Source organism: Gemmatimonadaceae bacterium, assembly GCA_035633115.1.
In the GTDB taxonomy this organism is placed as follows: Bacteria; Gemmatimonadota; Gemmatimonadetes; order Gemmatimonadales; family Gemmatimonadaceae; genus UBA4720.
The window spans coordinates 85,163-108,209 of sequence record DASQFN010000045.1 but is presented as its reverse complement, the minus strand read 5'-3'; the positions used below and the strand labels follow the sequence as shown (position 1 = coordinate 108,209).

At 61.1% G+C, this 23,047-nt stretch carries 20 protein-coding genes; 9 read left to right on the top strand and 11 right to left on the bottom strand.

What is annotated here, in order from left to right:
* From VES88_04125 to VES88_04105, 5 genes are read right to left on the bottom strand one after another with little or no spacing between them, the layout of a single operon-like run.
* Nucleotides 1-1,032, bottom strand: coding sequence for an isoaspartyl peptidase/L-asparaginase (locus VES88_04125; GenBank protein HYN80665.1), 1,032 nt, complete (start codon nucleotides 1,030-1,032; stop codon nucleotides 1-3).
* Nucleotides 1,029-2,309 (bottom strand): alpha/beta hydrolase, encoded by a 1,281-nt coding sequence (locus VES88_04120; GenBank protein ID HYN80664.1) that lies wholly within the window; start codon nucleotides 2,307-2,309, stop codon nucleotides 1,029-1,031. The genes VES88_04125 and VES88_04120 overlap by 4 nt, the downstream gene beginning before the upstream one ends.
* Complete coding sequence (locus VES88_04115; GenBank protein ID HYN80663.1) at nucleotides 2,306-2,737, bottom strand: SHOCT domain-containing protein; 432 nt, start codon at nucleotides 2,735-2,737, stop codon at nucleotides 2,306-2,308. The genes VES88_04120 and VES88_04115 overlap by 4 nt, the downstream gene beginning before the upstream one ends.
* Before the next feature lie 32 nt (nucleotides 2,738-2,769).
* Complete coding sequence (locus VES88_04110; GenBank protein HYN80662.1) at nucleotides 2,770-3,972, bottom strand: Mrp/NBP35 family ATP-binding protein; 1,203 nt, start codon at nucleotides 3,970-3,972, stop codon at nucleotides 2,770-2,772.
* Nucleotides 3,969-4,241 (bottom strand): NifU family protein, encoded by a 273-nt coding sequence (locus tag VES88_04105; GenBank protein ID HYN80661.1) that lies wholly within the window; start codon nucleotides 4,239-4,241, stop codon nucleotides 3,969-3,971. The genes VES88_04110 and VES88_04105 overlap by 4 nt, the downstream gene beginning before the upstream one ends.
* A gap of 78 nt (nucleotides 4,242-4,319) precedes the next feature.
* Here VES88_04105 and VES88_04100 point away from each other — a divergent pair, with 78 nt between their 5' ends.
* The 8 genes from VES88_04100 (at nucleotide 4,320) to VES88_04065 (ending at nucleotide 14,670) form a co-directional block, all read left to right on the top strand.
* Nucleotides 4,320-5,714, top strand: coding sequence for a sulfatase (locus VES88_04100; GenBank protein ID HYN80660.1), 1,395 nt, complete (start codon nucleotides 4,320-4,322; stop codon nucleotides 5,712-5,714).
* A complete protein-coding gene (locus tag VES88_04095; GenBank protein ID HYN80659.1) occupies nucleotides 5,711-7,372 on the top strand; it encodes a hypothetical protein in 1,662 nt (553 codons plus the stop codon). The genes VES88_04100 and VES88_04095 overlap by 4 nt, the downstream gene beginning before the upstream one ends.
* A 96-nt stretch (nucleotides 7,373-7,468) precedes the next feature.
* Nucleotides 7,469-7,738: a DUF2442 domain-containing protein gene (locus tag VES88_04090; protein HYN80658.1), complete on the top strand. Its 270-nt coding sequence runs from the start codon at nucleotides 7,469-7,471 to the stop codon at nucleotides 7,736-7,738.
* A 108-nt stretch (nucleotides 7,739-7,846) separates the two neighbouring features.
* The gene (locus VES88_04085; GenBank protein ID HYN80657.1) at nucleotides 7,847-9,301 is read left to right on the top strand and encodes a CoA-acylating methylmalonate-semialdehyde dehydrogenase; all 1,455 of its coding nucleotides are present in this window, start codon (nucleotides 7,847-7,849) and stop codon (nucleotides 9,299-9,301) included.
* Nucleotides 9,302-9,376: 75 nt separating this feature from the next.
* Complete coding sequence (locus VES88_04080; GenBank protein HYN80656.1) at nucleotides 9,377-10,516, top strand: hypothetical protein; 1,140 nt, start codon at nucleotides 9,377-9,379, stop codon at nucleotides 10,514-10,516.
* A gap of 74 nt (nucleotides 10,517-10,590) precedes the next feature.
* Nucleotides 10,591-11,967, top strand: coding sequence for an aspartate aminotransferase family protein (locus tag VES88_04075; protein HYN80655.1), 1,377 nt, complete (start codon nucleotides 10,591-10,593; stop codon nucleotides 11,965-11,967).
* Between the two features lie 11 nt (nucleotides 11,968-11,978).
* Nucleotides 11,979-13,370 carry a dihydropyrimidinase gene (hydA, locus tag VES88_04070; GenBank protein ID HYN80654.1) on the top strand — a complete coding sequence of 464 codons (1,392 nt, stop codon included), beginning with the start codon at nucleotides 11,979-11,981 and terminating at the stop codon, nucleotides 13,368-13,370.
* 148 nt (nucleotides 13,371-13,518) lie between these two features.
* Complete coding sequence (locus VES88_04065) at nucleotides 13,519-14,670, top strand: hypothetical protein (GenBank protein HYN80653.1); 1,152 nt, start codon at nucleotides 13,519-13,521, stop codon at nucleotides 14,668-14,670.
* Between the two features lie 111 nt (nucleotides 14,671-14,781).
* Here VES88_04065 and VES88_04060 read toward each other — a convergent pair whose 3' ends face one another.
* The 6 genes from VES88_04060 to VES88_04035 all read right to left on the bottom strand — a co-directional run bounded on the left by VES88_04060 (nucleotide 14,782) and on the right by VES88_04035 (nucleotide 22,252).
* Nucleotides 14,782-17,034 (bottom strand): protein kinase, encoded by a 2,253-nt coding sequence (locus VES88_04060; protein ID HYN80652.1) that lies wholly within the window; start codon nucleotides 17,032-17,034, stop codon nucleotides 14,782-14,784.
* A 153-nt stretch (nucleotides 17,035-17,187) separates the two neighbouring features.
* The gene (locus VES88_04055; protein HYN80651.1) at nucleotides 17,188-19,299 is read right to left on the bottom strand and encodes a S9 family peptidase; all 2,112 of its coding nucleotides are present in this window, start codon (nucleotides 19,297-19,299) and stop codon (nucleotides 17,188-17,190) included.
* Between the two features lie 120 nt (nucleotides 19,300-19,419).
* Nucleotides 19,420-20,571 (bottom strand): hypothetical protein, encoded by a 1,152-nt coding sequence (locus VES88_04050; GenBank protein HYN80650.1) that lies wholly within the window; start codon nucleotides 20,569-20,571, stop codon nucleotides 19,420-19,422.
* Between the two features lie 209 nt (nucleotides 20,572-20,780).
* Nucleotides 20,781-21,536 (bottom strand): RES family NAD+ phosphorylase, encoded by a 756-nt coding sequence (locus VES88_04045; protein HYN80649.1) that lies wholly within the window; start codon nucleotides 21,534-21,536, stop codon nucleotides 20,781-20,783.
* Nucleotides 21,496-21,870 (bottom strand): MbcA/ParS/Xre antitoxin family protein, encoded by a 375-nt coding sequence (locus tag VES88_04040; protein ID HYN80648.1) that lies wholly within the window; start codon nucleotides 21,868-21,870, stop codon nucleotides 21,496-21,498. The genes VES88_04045 and VES88_04040 overlap by 41 nt, the downstream gene beginning before the upstream one ends.
* Nucleotides 21,871-21,976: 106 nt before the next feature.
* A complete protein-coding gene (locus VES88_04035; protein ID HYN80647.1) occupies nucleotides 21,977-22,252 on the bottom strand; it encodes a pyruvate kinase in 276 nt (91 codons plus the stop codon).
* 37 nt (nucleotides 22,253-22,289) lie between these two features.
* Between VES88_04035 and VES88_04030 the strand changes: the two genes are divergently transcribed.
* The gene (locus tag VES88_04030; GenBank protein HYN80646.1) at nucleotides 22,290-22,973 is read left to right on the top strand and encodes a uracil-DNA glycosylase family protein; all 684 of its coding nucleotides are present in this window, start codon (nucleotides 22,290-22,292) and stop codon (nucleotides 22,971-22,973) included.
* Nucleotides 22,974-23,047: the final 74 nt, after the last annotated feature.

Below are 23,047 nucleotides of genomic sequence, written 5' to 3'. Positions count from 1 at the left end.
TTATTTGACCATCAACACAACCGCAGTCCCATCAGAGCTCATCATCCCCCGATACATGCCAGTCGTGTTGAATGGCATTGCGGCGTTCCCGCGGTTGTCCAGCACGATCACGCCGCCGGTTCCTTTCGTTTTACCAAGCACCCCGTAAATAACCGTATCGGCCGCCTGGCGAACGGTGAGCTTCTGGTACTGCATGCGCGCGCAGATGTCCCGCGCAATTGTGAGGCGGATGAAATACTCGCCCGCTCCCGTCGCGGACACGGCGCAGGTCGCGCTGGCGTAGGTTCCCGCGCCGATGATCGGCGCATCGCCCACCCTGCCGAACCGCTTCATCGAAATGCCGCCGGTAGATGTCCCTGCGGCCAGGTTGCCTGATTTGTCGAGCGCGACTGCGCCCACAGTTCCGAATCCCGGCTTGGGCGGCGCAGCGGTTCTAGTCCTCTCCGCGTCTGCCTTTTTTGCGTCGAGGTATTGCTTCAAGCGCGCTGCAGTGATGAAATAGCTTTCAGGCGTCATCGTTACGCCCTGCTCTCGCGCGAATGCCTCCGCGCCGTCGCCTATCATCATCACGTGCGGCGATTTCTCCATGACGAGGCGCGCCAGCGCAATTGGATTCCTGATGCGATGAAGGCCGGCCACGGCACCTGCATTGAGAGTCTTTCCATCCATGATTGCGGCATCGAGCTCGGTCTTCCCCTCGGCGTTCAGCACAGCTCCCTTGCCGGCGTTGAACATGGAATCGTCCTCGAGAACCATTATCGCCGCCTGGACTGCATCGAGGCTGCTTCCGCCCGCTGCGAGGATTTTGTGTCCCGCTCTAAGCGACCGCATCAGCGCGTCGCGACGGAGTTGCCGCTCGGCCGCTGACATCCTGAGCGTGTCGATGCTGCCTGCACCGCCGTGGATGGCAATTCCCCACTCCGGATCCTGCCGCGGCTGTTCCCGCACCATAGCGCTGCGCCCGCTAGGGGCGACTGCGGTCGCCGCGGCAGCGAATACAAGTCCGCCAATAAGGCAATGTGTTCTGGTCATCGCGGACGCACCTCGATCCTCGCTCGCCTGGCTGCGACGAAGTTTGCAACAACCTCAGCGTGGCCGCGGCCAGCGCAGCGCGAGCCGACTCGATCGAGTCCGCGGGCCACGTACCGCACCAGGGCAGAACCCTGCCCATGGCGTATCAGCGCGACAGAAGAGGATTTGAGGTTGGTCACGTTCACGAGAGATGGACGAACCTCGACGATTTCCTCGTTCCTCGCGCTGTCGAGGCTGATGACTACATCACCCTTCTTTACTTCGCCGCATGCAACATCGATGGCCGCACCTCTTCCCTTGACCTGCCTCAGAAGGAAGGTGTCTCGACCAACCGAGCCGAGCGGCACGACGCGCGTTTCGAATCTCATGGACCCTGGTGAGAGCGTTATTGCCCTCGTGACGGTTCTCGACATTGTCCTGGCGGTTGGACCAAAGGTGCTGACATACGCCGCCTTGAAGAATACGTAAGGGTCGTCACCAAATCCCGCTGGCTTGACGATTCCAATGTGGTCAGCCCGCACGGCTCGCGTTGACCTGTTGCACAGATATGTGGCGCTGAGCTCGGTTACAATCCTCACGCGCCAGACGTCGAGGAGCTCGTAGGCACAGAAGGAGGCAATCGCATTCGGATAGTTGAGGGCGGCATCGTCGCTGGTCTGCAGCCAGTCCTCACGAAGGGTCTTGACGTAGCCTCCGTCGGAAAGCGGCTGCATGTCCTCGAGCTGCGGGTTCTCGCTCAGATGCTGCGCGATCTCCGTCACATTCGCTCCGGCCGTAGGCGTGGCGAAGAAGTAGAGCATTGGAGTTTTCTGGGGGCGACTGCGCTGCTTGAGCAGGAATGCGCGCGTTACCAGGCCGCCCATGCTGTGGGCGATGAACACAATCTCGTCGTGGTCGAGCACGCGATCGGTAACGAGGAAATCCTTGAGCCTCGACGCGAGATCCTGTATTTGCTGGGCACGCGCAAGTTTCGGCGACTGGAAACTGTGCACGTAGACGTCTACGCTGTCGAAATCGGGGTCGTGGGCGATCATGGCCGGCCAATAGGCGCCGTTGGTGTTGGTCCATGTCGAAAGCGCATCGCCGAAGAGGCCATTTACAAAAACGATGACACGTTTTCCACCGGGTCCGCGCACGTATCCGCCTGTCGCCCGCGGCGGAGCGACGTTCGGGATCGAGCCGGGTGCCAGGGTTAGCTCTTCCCGGAATCGAGTGTCGTCAGGTGGCTTCGTCGAACACGCAATCAGAGCCGCAACAAGGACTGCGTCAGGCCTCATAGAGCCTCGAGGATCTGAGCTCGCTTCGCCTCGTACTCTTCGGCGGTTATCAGACCCGATTCTCTCATCTCCTCCAGCTGCTTCATTCTCGTCGCGGGGTCGGAGGGAGCGCTCGCCCCGGCAATTCGGTTGCGAGCACGAGCACTCCGTGAAAAGTCGAGTATCCCATCACGGTTCGTTGCGTCGAGCGCAACGCTCATCGCGTGTTCGTACTGCGCGCGCACTTCGGGCGGCATCTCGTCGACACTTGAGTAGGTCTGTCCATTGATCACGATTCTCGACGGTGCGCCCAGCGCGGTGAGAACCGCCGAGATGAGACTACCTCTCGAACTGATTCTCGAGGGCGTACCCCCGCCTTCGAAGTGACGCACGAGTCTCAGCAGGAGCACGATGATCAAAAGCACTCCAAGCAAGCCGAGAAACGTCATCAGTCCTCCACGATTGGAGATTCACACACGAGTTACATCGCCGGTGCTGCGTGCATCGTCGCAACACGCTCGGCAGTCCTGGTCAGCTCAACAGCGGCAGGTGACTCAGGCTCACCCACCACGATGGGCATCCCGGTGTCTCCGCCAGCGAGCACAGGTGCGTAGAGCGGGATCTGCCCCAGCAGGGGGACGCCAAGCTCCGCGGCAAGGCGAGCACCGCCGCCCGAGCCAAAAAGGAAGGTCCGCTCGCCACAGTGCGCGCAGTCGAGCCAGCTCATGTTCTCGATCACACCGAGCACCGGCACATCGACACGCTGAAACATCTTGGCACCGCGCAGCGCATCGCCGATCGCAACTTCCTGCGGAGTAGTCACGATCAACGCACCCGCAACGCGCGTTGCCTGAACGAGCGAGAGCTGCGCGTCGCCGGTACCAGGCGGAAGATCGACGAGAAAGAAATCGAGCTGGCCCCATACCACGTCCCTCACGAACTGCGTGATGATCTTCATGATGATCGGGCCACGCCATATCGCCGGCTGGTCACGCTCGATTAAAAAGCCGAGGCTCATCACCTTGACACCGTGCGCCTCGAGAGGAATGATCTTCTCGTTCTCGACTCTGGGCTGTTCATCGACGCCCATCATCCGTGGGATGTTGGGGCCGTAGATATCCGCATCCATCAACCCGACCCGTGCGCCCTGCCGGGCAAGCGCGATTGCGACATTGCTCGCGACGGTGGATTTCCCGACGCCTCCCTTCCCGCTGGAGATCGCGAGAATGTTGCCGAGGTTGGGGTAGGTAACCGGCGTCGGTGCCGGAACCGCAGCGCGCTTTGAAGCAGGCTCCTGCCCCATCACCGGCAGGGAGCGCGGTTTGGGACGAGGTTTGTCCGCAGTCGGCGGTTGGTCCGCAGTGCGCAGCTGGTCCCCGGTCCGCGGTTCGTTCGAAGTTAGTGCAGTTTCGTCCGCAGCTCGCAGTGTAGCCTGCGAAGCATCCTTCACATCAACGCGTACCTCGCGAACGCCGTCCACCTGCTCGACGACCTGCCGGACATCACGCACGAGACGAGCATCATCGCTTGGCGCGAGAAGTATCGTGAATCTCACTTTCCCGTCGACAGTAGTCGCAACGTCGCGGATCATCTCGGCCTCGAGGACGTTGATGCCGAGCCGATTGTTGCGCACGCTCGCGAGCGCTGCGTTCACGCGCTCCTGCAGATTCGGCGCGGCCGTCACTTGTCGATCACGCGGACTTCTCGCACCTCCGGAACTCGCAGCTTGAGATGCGCCTCGATCGCCGGCATGAAAGTAGCTGGCGAGAGATCGCAATCGGGGCAGGTGCCGTCTATTCGCAGCGTCACCTGGCCGGTGGCGCCGAAGTATTCAGCGACTTCGATACGACAGTGCTCGATCCTCAGCAATGGACCGACTTCGGCGAGCACATTTGTGATATTACGCTCGACCGCCGCGGCGGCACGCTCGCTTCTCCGTCGAAGAACGCTCATGCGTCGCAAGATAGAGTAGCGGCAATGTGGTCGCTACCTCATGGTGAATCCATCATAGATTTCCTGTTGGAGGACTTCATGAAGCGAGTCGCATGGTTAGCCGCGTCGGTCGTCGTCGCATTCGCTCTTGCGACACTCAGTCGTTCGGCAGACGCCCAGACCAGGCTACCCAACATCGTCGTCATCGTCGCCGACGACATGGGTTACGCGGATATCGGCGTGCACGGCAGCAAGGACATTTCCACGCCCAACATCGATGCGCTGGCCGCGACCGGTATTCGATTCACTGACGGCTACGTCAGCGGACCCTTCTGCAGCCCCACTCGTGCCGGGCTAATGACGGGGCGCTATCCGCAACGGTTCGGACACGAGATGAATATCGTCGGTCCGGGCTCTAACGAGTGGGGCCTGCCTGTGGAGGAACGCACTATTGCGGATCGTCTAAAGGCAGCGGGCTACCGAACGGCCGTAATCGGCAAATGGCACCTTGGATCCGCTCCTCGATTTCATCCGCTGGAGCGGGGATTCGACGAGTTTTTCGGCTTTCTGGGTGCTGCGCATTCGTACATGCCATCCCATGCCGGCGACACCACCACTGATATGGTCGACGGAAGGTCAGTCGTGCCTGCAGCGGCTTACCTCACGGAAGCGCTTGCCGACCGGTCAGCCGATTTCATCAAGCGGCACCGGTCGCGGCCGTTCTTTCTCTATCTCGCCTTCAATGCCCCGCACTTGCCGCTCGAGGCGACCGAACGTTACGTCGCGAGATTTCCCCGCATCGCCGACCAACGGCGTCGCACGTATGCTGCAATGTTGTCCGCTATGGACGACGGCATCGGCAAAACGATGGCGGCGCTGCGCACCGAGGGGCTGGATGAGAACACGCTGATCTTCTTCTTCAGCGACAACGGGGGGCCGATAAGAATGGCAGGCGACAACGCCTCGAGCAATGCGCCGTTACGAGGCTCAAAGCGACAAATGTGGGAAGGCGGGGTCCGCGTGCCATTCATCATACGCTGGAAGGGACACATTCCCGAGGGGCGAACAGACTCGCGCCCGATCATTCAGCATGATGTGTTCGCAACTTCGCTCGCAGCGGCAGGGATACCGGTGAATTCCGAATGGAAGCTCGACGGCGTGAACCTTCTCCCCTTCCTCACCGGTGCGGCGTCCGGATCGCCACACGACGTGCTCTACTGGCGGCTCGGCGGGATGATGGCTGTTCGCCAGGGTGACTGGAAGCTTGTGAAGATGCACGATGGACTGCCCCGGAAGGACAGCGTCGGCATGAAAGACCTGCTCGCCGCGGAGCTTTACAACCTGAAAACTGACATCGGCGAGACAAAGAACCTCGCGGCCGCGAACCCCGACAAGGTTCGCGAGCTCGCTGCCGTCTGGCTTCGCTGGAGCGATCAGCTTGCGAAACCAAGGTGGTACCCGTCGCCGAACGCCGCACCGCCGGAGTACCGATGATGCGATTTTATCGAATGGTGTTGAGAGAGGTGACTTCGCAAACACTCCGCGTGACTGTTGTCATGCTCCTCGCTCTATGGAGCTTCGGCTCGCGGCTCCATGCGCAGGGTGTACCGCCGCAGCAGAAGCTCGGCACCGTTCACTTCGCGACATCGTGCTCCCGTGGAGCGCAGCCGGTGTTCAACCGCGCTGTCGCCTTTCTTCACTCATTCGAGTTCCGCAACGCGATCGAAGGCTTCAACGCCACTCTCAAGGCCGACCCCACTTGCGGGATCGCGTACTGGGGTCTCGCCCTGAGCGCGTGGGGTAACCCGTTTGCTCCGGGCATGAAAACCGCGAAGGCGATCGAGACCGCGCTCGACGCGGTGCAGCATGCGAGGACGACGGGCAGCCGGACCCAGCGCGAGAAGGACTACGTTGCCGCGGTGGCACTCCTCTACGAAAACGCCGGGACAATCGATCAGCTGAAGCGCCTCGCCGCATATCGCGATGCAATGAGCGCGCTTGCAAGGCGCTATCCCGATGACACGGAAGCTGCGCTATTCCACGCGCTTGCACTCGCGATAGCGGCCGATCCCGCCGACAAGACCTATGCGAATCAGCTCGAGGCCGGCGCAATCCTCGAGAGTCTCGTAAGAAAGTATCCGGATCATCCGGGACTCGCGCATTACATCATCCACAGCTACGACATCCCGCCGCTCGCCTCGCGCGCGCTTAAAGCCGCGGACGCTTACTCGAAAATCGCTCCATCCATCCCGCACGCGCTTCACATGCCGTCGCATACGTACACGCGTGTCGGGGACTGGCAGCAGTCGATCGAGGGCAACTTCGCCAGTAAGGTCGCGGCGCGGCGGGAACTTTCCGGTGCTGAAGAGCTGCATGCCAGCGACTATATGATGTACGCGTACCTTCAGACGGGTCAGGACCGCGCTGCGCGGGCGCTGCGCGAAAGCATCCCGCAGATCGTTACACGCTTCGATCCGACGAAACCAGCTTCGGCAGCTCCGCCGATGGCCGGATATTTCGCGATGGCCGCGATGCCGGCTCGTTACGCACTGGAGCGCGGCTCATGGCGTGACGCCGCGCAACTCACCGTCAAGAAGAGTCCATTCCCTTTCGCCGACGCTATCACGCATTTCGCTCGCGCGATCGGGGCAGCGCGCATCAGCGACACCGCGATCGCGAAGTCTGAGATCGACAAGCTCCATAGAATCCGCGACGAGCTCGCCCGACAAAATGAGAAGTACTGGACCGAGCAGACCGAAATTCAGATTCGCGGCGCGTCGGCATGGCTGGCGCTTGCTCGAGGAAGAAAAGACGAGGCCCTGGCCACGATGCGCGAGGCAGCCGAGCGTGAGTACGCGACTGAGAAAAGCGCTGTCACACCGGGCCCGATCGCCCCGGCTCGCGAGCTACTCGGCGAGATGCTGCTGGAGCTGAACCGGCCCGCCGAAGCGCTGAAGGAATTCGAGCTTACGCTAAGGATCGAGCCCCGCCGATTCCGCGCTGTGGCCGGAGCCGCCAGGGCCGCGATGGCGGCCGGAAATCGTGCCGCCGCCCGATTGTACTACGCGCAGCTCTCGAAGATCGCCGCGCGTGCTGACAAGCCCGGTCGCCCAGAGCTGATCGCCGCGCGGAGGATAGCCGGGGGTCGTTGACTCCCGGTGCTCAAGCCTGGGTTGGCGGCAACGATTCGTCAGTTGGCGCATTCATTTTTATCTTTGAGCATCGCCATCGCGTTCTGGAGGCATGGTATGAGCACTGCGGCGAAAACAGGTAGTGATCCTCGGGTACAATCGCTGGAAGTCTCAGCCGACTCCATAACCGCGCATCTCGCTGACGGGCGTGCCATAAGCGTGCCTTTGACTTGGTCATGGCGCCTCTCCGAAGCAACACCGGCGCAGCGCTGCAACTACGAGATTATCGGCGATGGCCAGGGAATTCACTGGCCGGACCTTGATGAGGATATCAGCGTGCGAGGAATGCTCGACGGGGTGCCAGCGCGCCGCCCGCGAGCTGTCTGAGAGCCCATCCGGAGTGCGGCGAATCGCTCGCCGCAGCGGAGTACAATCCCTTGCCCGGTCGTGGTTTCGATAGCAGTTTCAGAACAGTCCTTCCTCTATGGTATGGGCATGAAATACCCTGAAGTCAGGAACTATGTCGGCGGCCGATTTGTCGCAGGCGGCCATTCGTTTATTGACGTCTACAACCCTGGCGACGGGTCTGTCATTTCGCGCGTGCCCCTTTCCTCGCGCGATGACGTCGACGCCGCGGTTACCGCCGCCCGCGCTGCCTTCCCCGCATGGTCTCAACTCCCGATCAAGGAGCGTGTTCAGGTTTTCTTCCGCTACCGGACGCTCCTCGAGAAGAACATCGACGAGCTGACCGCTCTGGTCACCGAAGAGAATGGAAAAGTCCACGGCGAGGCGCGGGCCGAGATTCTCAAGTCCATGGAGCTGACGGAGTTCGCCTGTTCGCTGCCTCAGATTGCGGCCGGCGAAGTCCTCGAGGTGAGCCGCGGCGTCGAGTGCCGGATCGAGCGGTTCCCGATTGGAGTCGTAGCGTCCATCACGCCGTTCAACTTTCCGAACATGGTGCCGAACTGGACGATCCCAAACGCGGTCGCGCTCGGCAACTGCATGATCCTCAAGCCGTCGGAGCTGGTTCCCCTATCGAGCAATCGCATCGCCGAGCTGCTGCGCGAGGCGGGATTGCCGGAGGGCGTGTTCCAGGTGGTCCACGGCGGCAGAGATGTCGTAGAGGCGATTTGCGATCACTCGGGGATCGAGGCAATCAGCTTCGTCGGCTCGACCAAGGTTGCGAAGCTCGTCTATCGCAGGGGGACGGCGAATCTCAAGCGGGTGCTGGCGCTTGGCGGGGCGAAGAATCATCTGATCGTCATGCCGGACGCCGATCTGGAGATGACTTCATCCAATGTCGTCGCGTCGATGTCCGGCTGCGCCGGCCAGCGCTGCATGGCTGCGTCCGTGATGGTCGCTGTCTCCGACACCGATCACATCATCCAGCGGATGATCGATTACGCGAAAAAGATCGTGCCCGGAGAGAATCTCGGACCGGTCATCTCTGAGGAAGCGCGCGAGAGAATCGAGAAGTACATCACTGAAGCCGAACAGGCGGGTGCGACGGTGCTCGTTGACGGTAGAAAGACGGTCGTGCCCGGCAAGGAGAAGGGTTATTACGTCGGGCCGACGATCATCGATCACGTCACTCCTGACATGCGGATTGCCCAGGAAGAGGTATTCGGGCCGGTGCTCGCGATTGTGCGGGCGAACAATATCGACAAGGCGCTCGAGATCGAGAACGCGTCGCCGTATGGGAACGCCGCGTCGGTGTTTACGGAAAGCGGCGGGACAGCCCGGTACGTGATGGAGAATGCGAGTGCGGGGATGGTCGGCGTAAACGTCGGCGTGCCCGTTCCTCGTGAGCCGTTCTCTTTTGGGGGATGGAACGAGTCTCGTTTCGGTGTTGGCGATATCACCGGAAAGGGGTCGATCGAGTTCTGGACTCGCTCCAAGAAGATGACGACGAAGTGGAACGTGGAGCACGGCACTAACTGGATGAGCTGACACTGCGGACTGCGGTACGACACTGCGGACTGCGGACTGAACTTCGGACTACGGATTAACAATCAGGAGATAGCGATGGCTGTTGACACCTCCATACAATTCACGGGGATTCATTTCGAGAACCCGTTCATGCTCTCCTCGGCGCCGCCTACCGAGTCCGAGAGCAATATCCTACGCGCGTTCGAGGCGGGATGGGGCGGAGTCGTCACGAAGACCATCGGGCTGCACCCGGTGGTGAACGTCTACGGCGCGAAAGCGAAATTCCTGCGAACTTCCCCTGAAGACTCGCGCGTCTCGATGAAGAAGCAGCCCAACGCGGCGCTCCATTCGTCATGGAACTGGGAGCTCATCTCCGACAAGGCGATCGACTGGTGGGAGCCGCGGATTCGCCGGATCAAGGAGGCATATCCAGACCGAGTGCTGATCGCGTCAATCATGGCCGGCTCCGGAAACGACAAGGAGCATGACAATTGGCAGCTCCTTGCGCAGGCGTGTCAGAACGCCGGTGCCGACGGGCTGGAGCTCAACTTCTCGTGCCCTCACATGGACCGAAAGGACATGGGGTCGAACATCGGTAAGGACAAGGTTCTCTGCTCGACCGTAACCGAGTCGGTGAAGGCAGTCGCGACAGTTCCTGTCTGGTGCAAGCTCACTCCGGCGACCGCGAACATCGTTGAGGAAGCGGCAGCGTGTTTCCGCGGTGGCGCCGATGCGATCGTTTCATCGAACACCTTCCCTTCTCTACCGCTGATCGATCCCGAGACTCTCGATTTCGAGATCAACGTCGACGGCTTCGTTTCCAGCGGCGGCCTTGGCGGCCCCGCAATCCTTCCGCTCGCGCTGGCGAAGATGGCGCAGCTCACGCAGGCGTTCCCCGACAAGAGCTTCTCCGGAATCGGCGGCATTTCCGACATGAACCAGGCGATCAGCTACTTCCTCCTCGGCTGCGGCACAATACAGGTGTGCACGGCCGCGATGCTGGATCACGCGATCGGCCCGAACGTGATCAAGCGGCTGAACCAGCAGTACAAGGATTTCCTGGAGAAGCACGAGGCAACCGACGGCTGGCATTCGCTGGACGATTTCCGCGGGCTGCGCCGCGATCGGGTTGTACTCCAGTCGCAGATCCGCCGCCCGAATCCGGAGGACTATGCGGGTGGCTATGAGGTGGTGGAGGGATATGCGGCGCCCGAAACTGCGCAAGCCACTGCATAGTTTTTCGGGCCTCGGTAGCCGGTCACCGGTAACCGGTCGCCGGTTACCGAGGCCCGACAATACCTAATCAAGATATGACGAGCACATTGGCCCCGCGCCCGAGCGACACACTGACTCTTCCATACACGGATCATCGTCCGCGCGCCTACACCGGCCCGTCGCGCGCCGAGGTACTGGCGATGCGAAAGGAGTACTGCAACCCCGCGATCTTCACGCTCTACAAGGAGCCGCTGATGATCGTCGAGGGATACATGCAGTACCTCTACGATGAGGCAGGGCGCCGGTATCTCGACATGCTAGCCGGCATAGTCACGGTTTCCTGTGGCCACTGCCATCCGAAGGTGACCGCGAAGATCAAGGAGCAGGTGGACACGCTGCAGCATGCAACTACGATCTACCTGCATCCGAACATGCCAGCGATGGCGAAGAAGCTCGCGTCGAAGATGCCGAAAGGCCTCGACGTCACGTACTTCGTCAACAGCGGCAGCGAGGCGAACGATCTCGCGATTCAGATGGCTCGCCTTTACACGGGCAATGCCGACGTTATCGCTGTTCGGAACTCATATCACGGCGCCTCGCCGTCGAGCAACACGATCACGTCGCACAGCACGTGGAAGTACCCGGTCAACGTGGCGACTGGAGTGCACCACACCGTGTGTCCCGATCCCTATCGTAGCCCGTACACGGGTACGCCGGAGGAGATTGCAACCAAGAGCGTCGCCGACCTGAAGGATCTCATTCGCTTTGGTACCTCAGGATCGATTGCCGCCTTTATCATGGAGCCGATTCAGGGAGTCGGCGGCACGACGTACGGTGCGCCGAATTATCTGAAGGAAGCGTACGCGGTCGTGCGTGAGCACGGCGGCCTCTGCATCGCCGATGAAGTGCAGACCGGATTCGGCCGCACGGGCGAGCATTACTGGGGATTCCAGAACTTCGACGTCGTTCCGGATTTCGTAGTTATGGCGAAGGGGATCGGCAACGGCGTTCCGCTCGCGGCAGTGACGACGAGGATGGAAATTGCGCAGGCTCTCACCCAGCGCGTTCACTTCAATACCTTCGGCGGGAACCCCGTGTGCATGGCGGCGGGTCTTGCGGTCCTCGAGGTGATCGACGAGGACGGACTAAAGGAAAACTCGAAGATCATCGGGAAACGCCTCAAGGACGGCCTTAGACGTCTGATGAACGAGCACGATCTGATAGGGGACGTGCGTGGAATGGGGCTGATGCTGGGCATCGAGTTCGTGCGCGACCGGGCGACGAAGGAGCCGGCCAAGGCGGAAACGCTTCAGATTCTCGAGGAAGCCCGAGGGATGGGCGTATTGCTCGGCAAGGGTGGAATCGACGGCAACGTGGTAAGGATCAAGCCGCCAATGTGCATCACGGCCGAGGACGCTGATTATGCGCTCGAGGTTCTGCATCGTGCGTTGCAAGCCGTAGAGTCAACCTGAGCGACCGCAAAATGAACTTCGATACGATAGTCCGCGGCGGTAACGTCGTCACGCCGCAGGGCTCGGGCACCAACGACATCGGTATCGTAGGCGAGAAAATCGCCTCGATTGCCCCGAATCTTCAGCCGACGCAAAACACTCGCGTGATTGACGCGGCGGGATATCACGTAATCCCTGGTGTTCTCGACGTCCATGTACACCTGGAGCTGCCGTTCTGCGGCACTGTATCGTCGGACGACTATCGAAGCGGCACTCGCGCCGGCGCTCGCGGTGGCGTCACCACGCTCATCGACTTCGCGATCCCATACGCCGGCGATTCGCTGGAGATGGCCGCAGACAACTGGATGAAGAAGGCCGCAGGGAAAGCGCTGATCGATTACACGTTCCACATCTGCATCACGCGATGGAACGAGCACAAGGATCAGATCAAGGGGATGGTGGACCGCGGCTTCACCACCTTCAAGGAGTTCATGATCTACGAGTCCGAGGGTTGGCAGTCGGACGATCGCGCACTGTTTGGCACGCTGGAGAAGATGAAGGAGTACGGGACGATGCTCCTCGTGCACGCCGAGTCGGCGCGCGTGCTCGACGAGCTGATCGCTCGGCATCACACCCCGGAGCTGATGAAGAAGCATGGCGCTCGGCTTCATGCGATGACGCGACCCAACTTCATCGAGGCCGAGGCGATCCAGCGGGTGGTGACGTGGTCGGAGGTGACGGGTGGGCAGTTGTATATCGTCCACATGTCAACCGCTGAGGGCACGGAGATAGTGAAGGCGGCGCAGGCGCGTGGAGTGCCAGTCGTTGCTGAGACCTGTGCACAGTACCTGGTTCTCGATGACACGTGCTTCGATCGCGAGGACGGTCATCTCTATGCCTGCTGTCCTCAGCTCAAGAAGCCGAAGGACTCGGCCCGTCTGTGGAAGGGATTGAGGGATGGAGAGGTTTCAGTCGTCTCGACTGATACGTGCACGTTTACCCGCGATCAGAAGGCGATGTGGGAGGGCGACTGGACGAAGATCCCGATGGGAATGCCGGGTCTCGAGACGCTTCTCCCGGTGACCTACACGCACGGCGTTCTGAAGAAGCGGCTTTCGCTGGAGGAGATGGTCTCGAAGCTGAGCACGAACCCGGCGAAGATCATGGGACTCTATCCGCGGAAGGGAGTGATCGAGGTGGGCAGCGACGCTGATCTGGCGATCATTCATCCGAGCTCAACGCGCACCGTGAGCTGCGACACAATGGAGACGAACGCGGACTGGTCCCCGTTTGATGGGTGGGACCTCGCGGGATTCGCGCGCACAACGCTGTCGCGCGGTGAAGTAATTGTTGACGACTACGCGGTCGTGGGAAAGGAAGGGCGCGGCCAGTGGCTGCCGAGGGCCACGGCTGGGCTGCAGTAGGGAAAGCAATCCCGCTGAGCAAGACCCGCCGCTCCCAAACTGGGGCGCAGCGGCCAATCGAATCGAAAGGAGCCTCCCATCGGTTGACTGCAATTTCTGCAACCACGCTTCGCTCTATCGACACGGCCATGCGGCCCTAGGTTAAGACATGCGCAACGTATTCCTGCTTTACATGCCTCCGGGAAATCCGCAGGCGATGGTGCACTACCAGGACACAATCAAAAACAAAGTGGCGCTGCGCCGAATCACGCCATTCGTTTCGCAAAACGTGAGGGCGAAACTCACCTCTGTCTTTGGCAGCGCACCGGTCACCGTGTGGGGCTCGGAAGGCGGACCTAGGAACCGGGCCAACTTTGAGCGAATGTCGCCGGGCGACGACATTCTCATTGTGGAAGGCGATCGTGTGAAGCTGATCGGAAAGATTGCCACAAAAGTTGAAAGCGAGGAACTCTCGCAAGAGCTCTGGAAACCAATAACGGGAAACGGTAGCACGGCTTGGAAGTTGATCTACTTCATCGCCAACCCAAGAGAGCTCGATCTTTCGTTCAAAGAATTCTGTCGGCTGTTTGGCTACGCGGATTCTTACCGACTACGCGGATTCACTACCGTCGCGCCCGATAAGCTCGAGCAATTTTATGCGCGTTACGATGATCTCTACTCAGTCCTCGTAAGACTTCAAAAGGGTGAGGCGGTGTCGCTAAAGGCACTGGATACCATGTCGCCAACTATTCAGCCGCCGACTCAGCTTGCGGAGATACGAGCGGAAGAAATAGACGAAGCGCTGAGAACGACACTCGTTTCCGATCACGTCACAATGCAATGGAAACTCGCCCGGCTCGGCATAAAGGCCGGAGAAAGGGTTTGGGTTCCAGTCGGCGACCAGACAAGGCTTCGTCAGGCTTATCAGTTCGACCAATTCGATCCGGAATTCTCCTCCGGGATCGATCTCCCACATTCGTATGTCGAGAATATCGACGTCGTCTGGAAGCAGGAGTTCCGAATCGCCGCTGCATATGAAATCGAAAACTCTACCTCGATCTACTCCGGTCTACTGAGGTTTGCCGATCTGAATGTCATAGCCCCTAATACGCTATATCCGATGTTCATTGTGGCACCAAAGGACCGAAAGAACCGACTGCGCGAACAACTCCGCCGCCCAGCGTTCAAACGTCTTGGGTTGGATCGGACGGTGCGGTTTTTGGCGTACGAAGCGATCGACGATATCGACAATTTTTTCGCCGGTTCTGATTCGGGATTGAATGTCGATGTCATTATCAACAAATCGGAGCCGGTGGAATAGTTGCCCCGAAGGCATTGGATTGGCGCTGGACAGGCGGGGAAGTGCCCTGGCGTTCGCGTCGTGCCGTTGCGGTAAGAGTCCGGCCCGGCCGCCCTCGCCGCGGCCCACGCCCTATCGTACTCCTATCCGCGCGAGCATCTCAGTGTACCGAGGATCCCCGCGCAGCGAATCGTAGCCAGGATCGAGGTGCAGGTAGATCAGGCCCCCCGACCGAGCCTGGTATGCCCGCTCCAGCGATTCGAACGCCTTGTCCAGGTTGCCCAGCGCCGCGTGTCCCATGGCGAGGTACTCGGAGCGGATATACTGCTGCCGCGATTCGGCCTCAAGACGGCTCATGATCTCTTCGGCTTCCTCGCGCCGGTCCAGCGCGGCTAGCGCACGGACGATCATCGCGTCGTACGAACGAACTGCACGGTCCAGAGCCTGACCACGCTGGAACCAGTCGAGCGCAGCGGTTGGATCCCCCAATGCAAGGTGAGCCGACCCCATCCACACGAAGCCGCGGCCATACTCCTCGTCCACCTCCAACAATTCCTTCCCGGATGCGATCGCGGCGTCGTACTGCTTGTCATACAGCAGGAAACGAGTCAGCCACCCCGCGTACTCGACGCGCAGCGGGTCCAGCTCGACGGCCCGTCTTACGGCCTCGACACCTTCGCGCATTCGGCCGACCAGCGGCAACGCTGTCCCAAGAACCCACTGCGCCTCGGAGTTGTTTGGACTCACCGCCACGGCGCGATCGAGCCGCTCAACTCCTTCCGCAAACTTCCACTCGTGCCAGCACAACACCTTGCCGATGGAGATCATCGCATCGGCAAGGTCTGGGTCGCGCTGCAAAGCGCGCTCGGCGGCCGCTTTCGCTCGCGGATACGCGTCGTCCGGCGCAACCCAGTCGTCCGCGAGATCGCACCACACGTCCGATATGCCGGCATACGCTCGCGCAAAACCCGGATCCTGAAGCAGCGCATGCTGAAACAAATCGAGCGCCTTTCGAAGGCTCTGCTCGCTGAACTTGTTGAAGTGGTAACGGCCCTTCAGGTAGGTCGTGTAGGCTTCAAGGTTCTTGGTCGGTGCCACCACCTGACTCGTCGCGCCCACGAGCTGAACCTTCAGCGCCTCGACGATCGACCTCGATATCTCGTCCTGCACGGCGAAGACGTCCTCCAGCTGGCGATCATACGTCTCCGACCATAGCTGATACCCGTTCCCCACGTTCACGAGCTGCGCCGCTATGCGAATGCGGTTGCCGATCTTGCGAACGCTCCCTTCCAGCACCGACGTCACGCCCAGTCGCTCACCCACTTGCCGCGCATCAACATCCTTCTTGCCCTTGAAGGCGAACGACGATGAGCGTGACGCCACATGCACGCCCGGAACCTTGGCGAGCGCGTTGATGATCTCCTCAGTCATGCCATCGCTGAAATACTCGTTCTCTGGATCGGCGCTCATGTTCGCGAGCGGAAGCACGGCGATCGCCTTTGGAGCGGCGGAGCTCTTTACCTCGGGCGGGGTGTGAAACGTGGTCCCTTCTCCCGTTCGAAGAATGCTTCGGAGAGCATCCGCGAACTCGGCCCCGGTGCGATAACGGTCCGCGGGCGATCGCGCCAGCGCGCGACTGAGAGCGGCTTCGACTGTATCCGGCACATCGCGTGTCACCTTTACGCTCGGAACAGGCGACATGAAGCGCTTCGCGATAACGGACTGTGCATTCGGGCCGGTGAACGGAGGTTCTCCGCTCAACATCTCGTACAAAACACACCCCAGACTGTACAGATCGCTCCGGCCATCGATCGCTGTCTCCCCACTCGCCTGCTCGGGACTCATGTAGGCTGGCGTACCGACGGCGAGGCCCGTGTGGGTGATGGCCTTGCCGCTGCTCAGCGCCTTGCCGATGCCGAAGTCCGCCACCAGCGCCGCGCCCTCGTGAAGAAGGATGTTCTCCGGCTTGATATCGCGATGGATCACATGCTGACGGTGCGAGTAGTCGAGCGCCGATGCAACCTCGGCCGTAATGCGTAGCGCGTCATCGAGCGCGAGCTGTCGTTCCTTCTCCAGCTTGTCGCGAAGCGACTGCCCTTCCATGTTCGGCATGACGTAGAAGAGCAAGCCGTCCGCACTCCCCGAGTCGAAGACCGGAAGGATGTGCGGGTGGTTGAGGTTCGCCGCCATCTTGATCTCGCGGAGGAATCGCTCAGCACCAATCTCCGCGGAGATATCGGGACGAAGCACTTTCACGGCAACGGCGCGGTCGTGGCGGAGATCACGCGCGAGGAACACAACCGCCATGCCGCCCTCACCAAGGGGGCGCTCCACGACGTAGCGGCCGGCAAGACCGGATTCGAGGCGCTGCTGCAGGTCGTTCACGAGTTCACAATACTGGGCCGCTGACCCGGCGACAGCTAGGGCGATGCGCATGCTCGGCCATCACCTTTCGTGTTCGCGCTCTGAGGGCGCAATTTCTCGCTGACTCGGTAGGCAGTGGCGCAGGCTTCCTGCAAAGCCGGGCGACCCTGGAGCTTATTGCAGGCCGACCTGCCAGAGCACGAAGGCGTAAGTATGCGCTACTTCGCGCAAGCGATCGTAGCGGCCGGACGCGCCGCCGTGTCCAGCGCCCATGTTCGTCACCAGCAGCAGAGGATTCCTGTCCGTCTTCATCGCCCGCATTCTCGCCGTGTACTTGGCCGGCTCATGGTACATCACCTGACTGTCGTTGAATGACGTGCGCACGAGGATCGCGGGATAGTCCCTTGCGGCGATGTTGCCGTATGGATCGTATTGCTTCATGTAGTCGTATTCCGCTTTCTTCTTGGGGTTGCCCCACTCCTCGAACTCAGCCACCGTCAGCGGCAGTGATTCGTCGAGCATGGTGTTGATGACGTCCAGGAACGGTACGTGGCTGACGACCGCCTTGAAGAGATCGGGCCGCATGTTGGTCACGGCGCCCATGAGGAGGCCGCCGGCGCTGCCGCCCTCGATCACCAGCCGGCTCTTCGACGCGTAGCGCTCCTTCAACAGATGCTCCGCGACGTCGATGAAGTCGGTGAAGGTATTCATCTTGGTCAACATGCGTCCCTGCTCGTGCCATGGCTTCCCGAGGTCGCCGCCGCCGCGAATGTGAGCGATCGCGTAGATCATTCCGCGATCGATCAGGCTGAAGCGATTGGAACTGAAAGAGACGTTCGACGGCGAGCCGTACGAGCCGTAGGCGGTCAGCAGCATCGCCGCGCTCCCGTCGCGCTTCTGGCCTTTCCGGTAAACGAGTGACACCGGGACCTTCGTGCCGTCACGCGCGATGGCGGTGACGCGCTCGGAAACGTAGCGGCTGCGATCGTAGCCACCGAGGACCTCGGTTTCCTTCAACAGCTTCGATTGCTTCGTTTCCATGTCGTAGTCGAAGACCGAGCTCGGCGCGGTGAACGACTGGTAGTTGTACCGTAATGTCTTCGTATTCCACTCCGCGTTACCGGTCAGCCCGGCACTGTATACTGGCTCCGGAAACGCAAGCGAATGCGTTGCGGTGCTTCGCAGGTCCGTGACGACTATCTGCGGCAAGGCGTTCTGTCGCTCGCTGCGCACGAGATGATTGGCGAACAGCGTGAAGTTCGACAGCATCACGTCGGCCCGGTGCGGCACCAGCTCCGTCCAGCTCTTCTCGGCTGGATCAGTTACAGGAGCTGTTACGATACGGAAGTTCGGTCCGGCGTCGTTTACGCGGATGTAGAACTTGTCGCTATGATGATCGGCATAGTATTCACGCTTGGCGCGTCGGGGACTCATGAGCGTCCAGCGGGCAACCGGATTCCTGGCCGGTAGGAAATACTGCTCTGAGGCCGTCAGGCTTCCAACGGACATGAAGACGTACTCGCGGCTGCGTGAGCGCTCCAAATAAACGCTGAAACGCTCGTCTTTTTCCTCATACAGCAGCGTGTCACTGTTCCGGCCGAGGACGTGGCGATACACGCGGTAGGACCGCTTTGCGACCGGATCCTCGACCGAATAGAAAATCGTGCGATTGTCCGCCGCCCAGGCGGCGCTCACTACGCGCTCGGCTCGCGTGCCGAGCAGCTTCCCCGTGCGAAGGTCCTTGACCTGGAGGACGTATTGGCGGTAGCCCGTCGAGTCGAACGAGTAAGCCAGGAGATTCCCGTCATCGCTGACCTCGTAGCTGCCGAGGGCCATGAACGTCTTGCCCTTTGCCATCTCGTTGAGGTCGAGCGTGACCTGCTCCGGTGCGTCAAGCGAACCTCGCTTCCGGGCGTAGATCGGATACTGTTTGCCCTCGACGGTGCGCGAATAGTAGAAGTAGCCGTCCCGGCGATACGGCACCGAGAGGTCGGTCTGCTTGATGCGCGCGAGCATCTCGTCGTAGAGCTTCTCCCGTAACGGGGCCAGCGGAGCCGTCACCGCTTCGGCGTACGCATTCTCATTTTCGAGATAAGACCGCACGGCGGGATCCGTCTTGACCCGCAGCCAGAAGTAGTCGTCGCTGCGAATGTCTTCGTGGACTGAATCCACGTGCGCCCGTCGTTCAGCACGTGGAGCTGATACGACGGATTCCTTGGCGGCCTGCGCATGAGCCGAGGAGGCGGCGAGCAGCATGCAGGCGGCGATCGTCAGTTTTCGTTGCATACCAACCTCGGATCAGGGGATTTGAGCGACAAGGCCGTTCAGCTCGTGAGCGAGCGACGTGGGCTGAATGCTAACATGAATGGTGTCGAACGAACCTTGGGATTCCCAGCGCCACAGCGGTCAGTGCGGCGCCAGGGCCGCCAGGACTGGCTGTCCGAGAGCGTCGAGTGTTGCGCGGTCCCCTACGGGCACCTTCTTGTTCGCTTCGGCGAGAGCTCCATAGACCGACGCGATTGCCTTTGCAATGTCGGTCAACGACGGGCGGTCTCCCTGCGCCAGACGTGAGCCCACGTTTCGCAGGGCGAAGCTCGCGACCGGCAGCGTCCAGCCCGACGGAGCGAATCGCACCGCATTCAGAAGATCCTCATACACGTTCACGCTGTTTCGTGGCCTGGCAACCTGGCTGCGCAGCGCTACGAACGTTGCATGTCGGCTCAACCCGAGCTGTCTGAAGCCACCGGCCGTGTATGTGCTGGAGTGCCTCGATGGATCGAAGCTCCAGCCCAGGAACATCCAGCTCGTCCAATTCTCGGTCGCGTTGGCGATCGGTACGCCTGCAACACCGCGAGACTTGCGTGCGGCGTCGCCAACATCCCACCAGACATCGTGAGCCTGGGTGCCGAGATCGGCGTTCACTCCGTAGCGAAGCATGTGCAGGGCAACCAGACTCGATGTCCAGCGGCGGACCTCGAAGCACTCCCGAAATTTTGCTCGCGCCGCGTCGTCGAGAATGCAAGGTGCGGCCACGTTCGCGCTCGCGCGATCGGCGGTTCGAAGGGCCTTCACCGCCCGCCCGAGATTCTCACTCGTGGGTGATGCGCGATACCCTGCGATCGCACCCGCAGCGAGGCCGCCCGAGTAGTCCAGCACTCCGGCCGGCAGAGCGAAGTCCGGCATCCAGTCAGTGTTCGAGCCTTCGTCCGACCAGACCGGTAGCCGAATCGCGACTTGAACCCGGCGAGGGTCGATTGCCGCAAGCTCTGCCGATGTCAGCTCTGCCGGCCACGCATCACGCCCGAAGAGAGCGGTCGCAAACTCTACGTCTCCCGCGAGCGGCGCGCCCTTTGGCTGAAACAGGCGCAGGTTCTCGTCGTTTCGCGGAGCGGCTATGCTCTGGATGTACGCGACGATGTTATGCGCAGTCGCAGTATCGACGTGCTTCACTGCGCGACGAATGATCGTCGTGTCGCTGAAGCTGAACGTCTTGAGGTCGAAGCCGTCGCCCGAGGCATGACACGTCGAGCAGTCCTGCACGAATGCAGCGCGACCCATGGACACATCAGGTCTGGGGGCGGCCGGATCACTGGGCCCGTTAGACGCATCCGAGCACGCGGCCAGCAACAGAATGAGAAGAGGAACGGACAGCTCTGGAGAGCGGTTCATGACACTACCCACGAAGGCGACTCCTCACGTTACAGGCGGGGAATGAGTTGCGCCAGAAGACCGGTGGTCACTCTCCGACCCTGGCGGTCGGATCGTTTTTACAATGCCGGCGCCGGCAGCACTCCCTTCACCAGAAACTGTTCTCGCGGAAACGCAAACCTGTCGCGCTTGAAGTAATCGCCCTGCATGATCTCCACCCGCTCACGCGCTGCCGTACAATGCCACGTCTCGACTGACGTGGGTTTCGTATTCCCGAACACCGACGCGACGAACGCCGCAACATTTATCCCACCCTCGGCGTCGCGCGCGGATGGATAGCGAAACGCCTCGACGCCCGCGCCACGCATGGCAGTGCCAATCGGCTGCGACGATGCATACCTCGTCGGCGACGCGATGGATCGACGGTGAGCGTCAAACGGAGGCGCAACCAGATCCACGCCGCGCGCGGTGCGCACTCGCGCCGTGAACGCGGTGAGCGCCGTGGTCACGGTGCCGAGCGACGCTTGAGTTCCCTCGAGAAACAGGAGCCGATAGTACGCGACCTCGGCGAATGCCGACCGGCGTTCGACCGAGCCGTACCAGATCCCGCGCTCGTGCCGGCCGCCAAACCGCGAGCCGTGCGCCAGCGGCGGATAGCGGAAAGGCGTGAAAAGCAGATAGTGCAGTCCGCCTCCCGTGAGGTCCGGCGGCTTCACGCGATCAATCATCTCCTCGAGCAGCGCCTGCTCCTCGGCCGAATCGACGAGCTTGCGCGTGGAAACCTGATGCTGCGCCTCCACCACCCGCCACGGCGAGAGGCGGAGCGATCGTATCTCAGAGTCGCCCGCGCATCGCGTCCAGATACTGGACGACATCGATGAGTCCCTCCACTGTTCGGATCCGATCGGAGGGAATTCCGCCGAGGTGATCGTTGGCAGAGTGCAGCCACAGACGCGCCTTGACGTCGTCGCCGCCAACCAGTGTGTCGAGCGACCGATACAAACGAAGTAAGAGAAGTGCGAGCTCGCCTTCTTTGCGCTCGGGATCGAGTCCACGGCCGCTTCGCAGCCGGGACACCGACGCTTCGCTCGTTCCGATGATTTCGCCGAGCTGCTTGTTACGCAGGCCTAGCCGGGCTGCCGCGGCGAGGGCTGCCTTCGCCAGGACCGGCGCCGGCTTCGACGGTCGCAAAAGGAAAGGTCGTGCCATACAGCTGCAAGTTATTGTTGTTTTCTTGCATTTGCAAGTTGGGCGATTCCCTGGTCAGGGTGGCGGTCAGCTCGATCTGAATTGTTGATGCGGCCGGTACAGCGTGCTAGAACACGCCTGTCTCGACGGCAAGGTCGCCGCGCGCGATCATCACGCCGCACTTTCGCTGGCGCATCGCCGCAAGAAGAAGCCGAGGTAGCTCGTCGAACGCCCGCTGCTTCTCGATCTTGAGTACGACTCCGAGGTCCTCCCTGCCAAGCTCCCGTAGTGCGCGGTGCAGACTCAGAATGTCGTCCTCACGCTGCACGAATGACATTTCCACCGCGTCGGCCCACGGCGCGACTGACGCCAGGTCAGCAAGGTCCTTGTCACCAAGCGCCAGTTTTCGCCTCGATCATTCCGCTACGCTTCCACCCTTGATGGTCACCTCAGACACCTTCGCCGAACGCGCGTTCCGCTTCTATAAGTCGCTGGCGTCTCCACGCGTGCCGCGAGGCGTCACCGTAATGAATCCTTACGTGGACAAGCGCGTCCAGAGATACGTACGCCTGTTCCTCGACGGCTACTTCTCCGACAACCGTGAGCGCACCCTCATCCTCGGCATCAACCCCGGTCGCTTCGGTGCCGGAATCACCGGCGTGACGTTTACGGATCCAGTGGCGCTGGCCGACGAATGCGGAATCCCTAACGACTTCGCCCGCAAGCGGGAGCTGTCGTCCAGGTTCATCTACTCGGTCATCAAGCACCTTGGAGGCCCCGACGCTTTCTTTCGAAAATTCCTGTTATCGGCTGTGTGCCCGCTCGGATTCACGCGCCATGGAAAAAATCTCAACTACTACGATGACCGAAAGCTCGAGCGCGCAGTTACGCCATTTATTGCCGCGTCAATTGATGCGCAGATCGCCCTCGGTTGCAGCCGCGAGCGTGTGATCGTGCTGGGCCGGGGAAAAAATGCAAAGTTCTTCAGGCGGCTCAACGACGGACACCGGTGGTTCGAGTCGGTTCATCCGCTGGATCATCCGCGCTTCATTCTTCAATACCGGAGAAGGCAGGCGGAGAGCTACATCACGGATTACGAGCGCGTCCTCTCAGACGCGCATTGATTATGAAAGCGCCCGGGTGTTGGAACGGGCGAGCAGGCGTGAGGAACGGGGGCGCTAGAGCCCCCGTCCCGGTT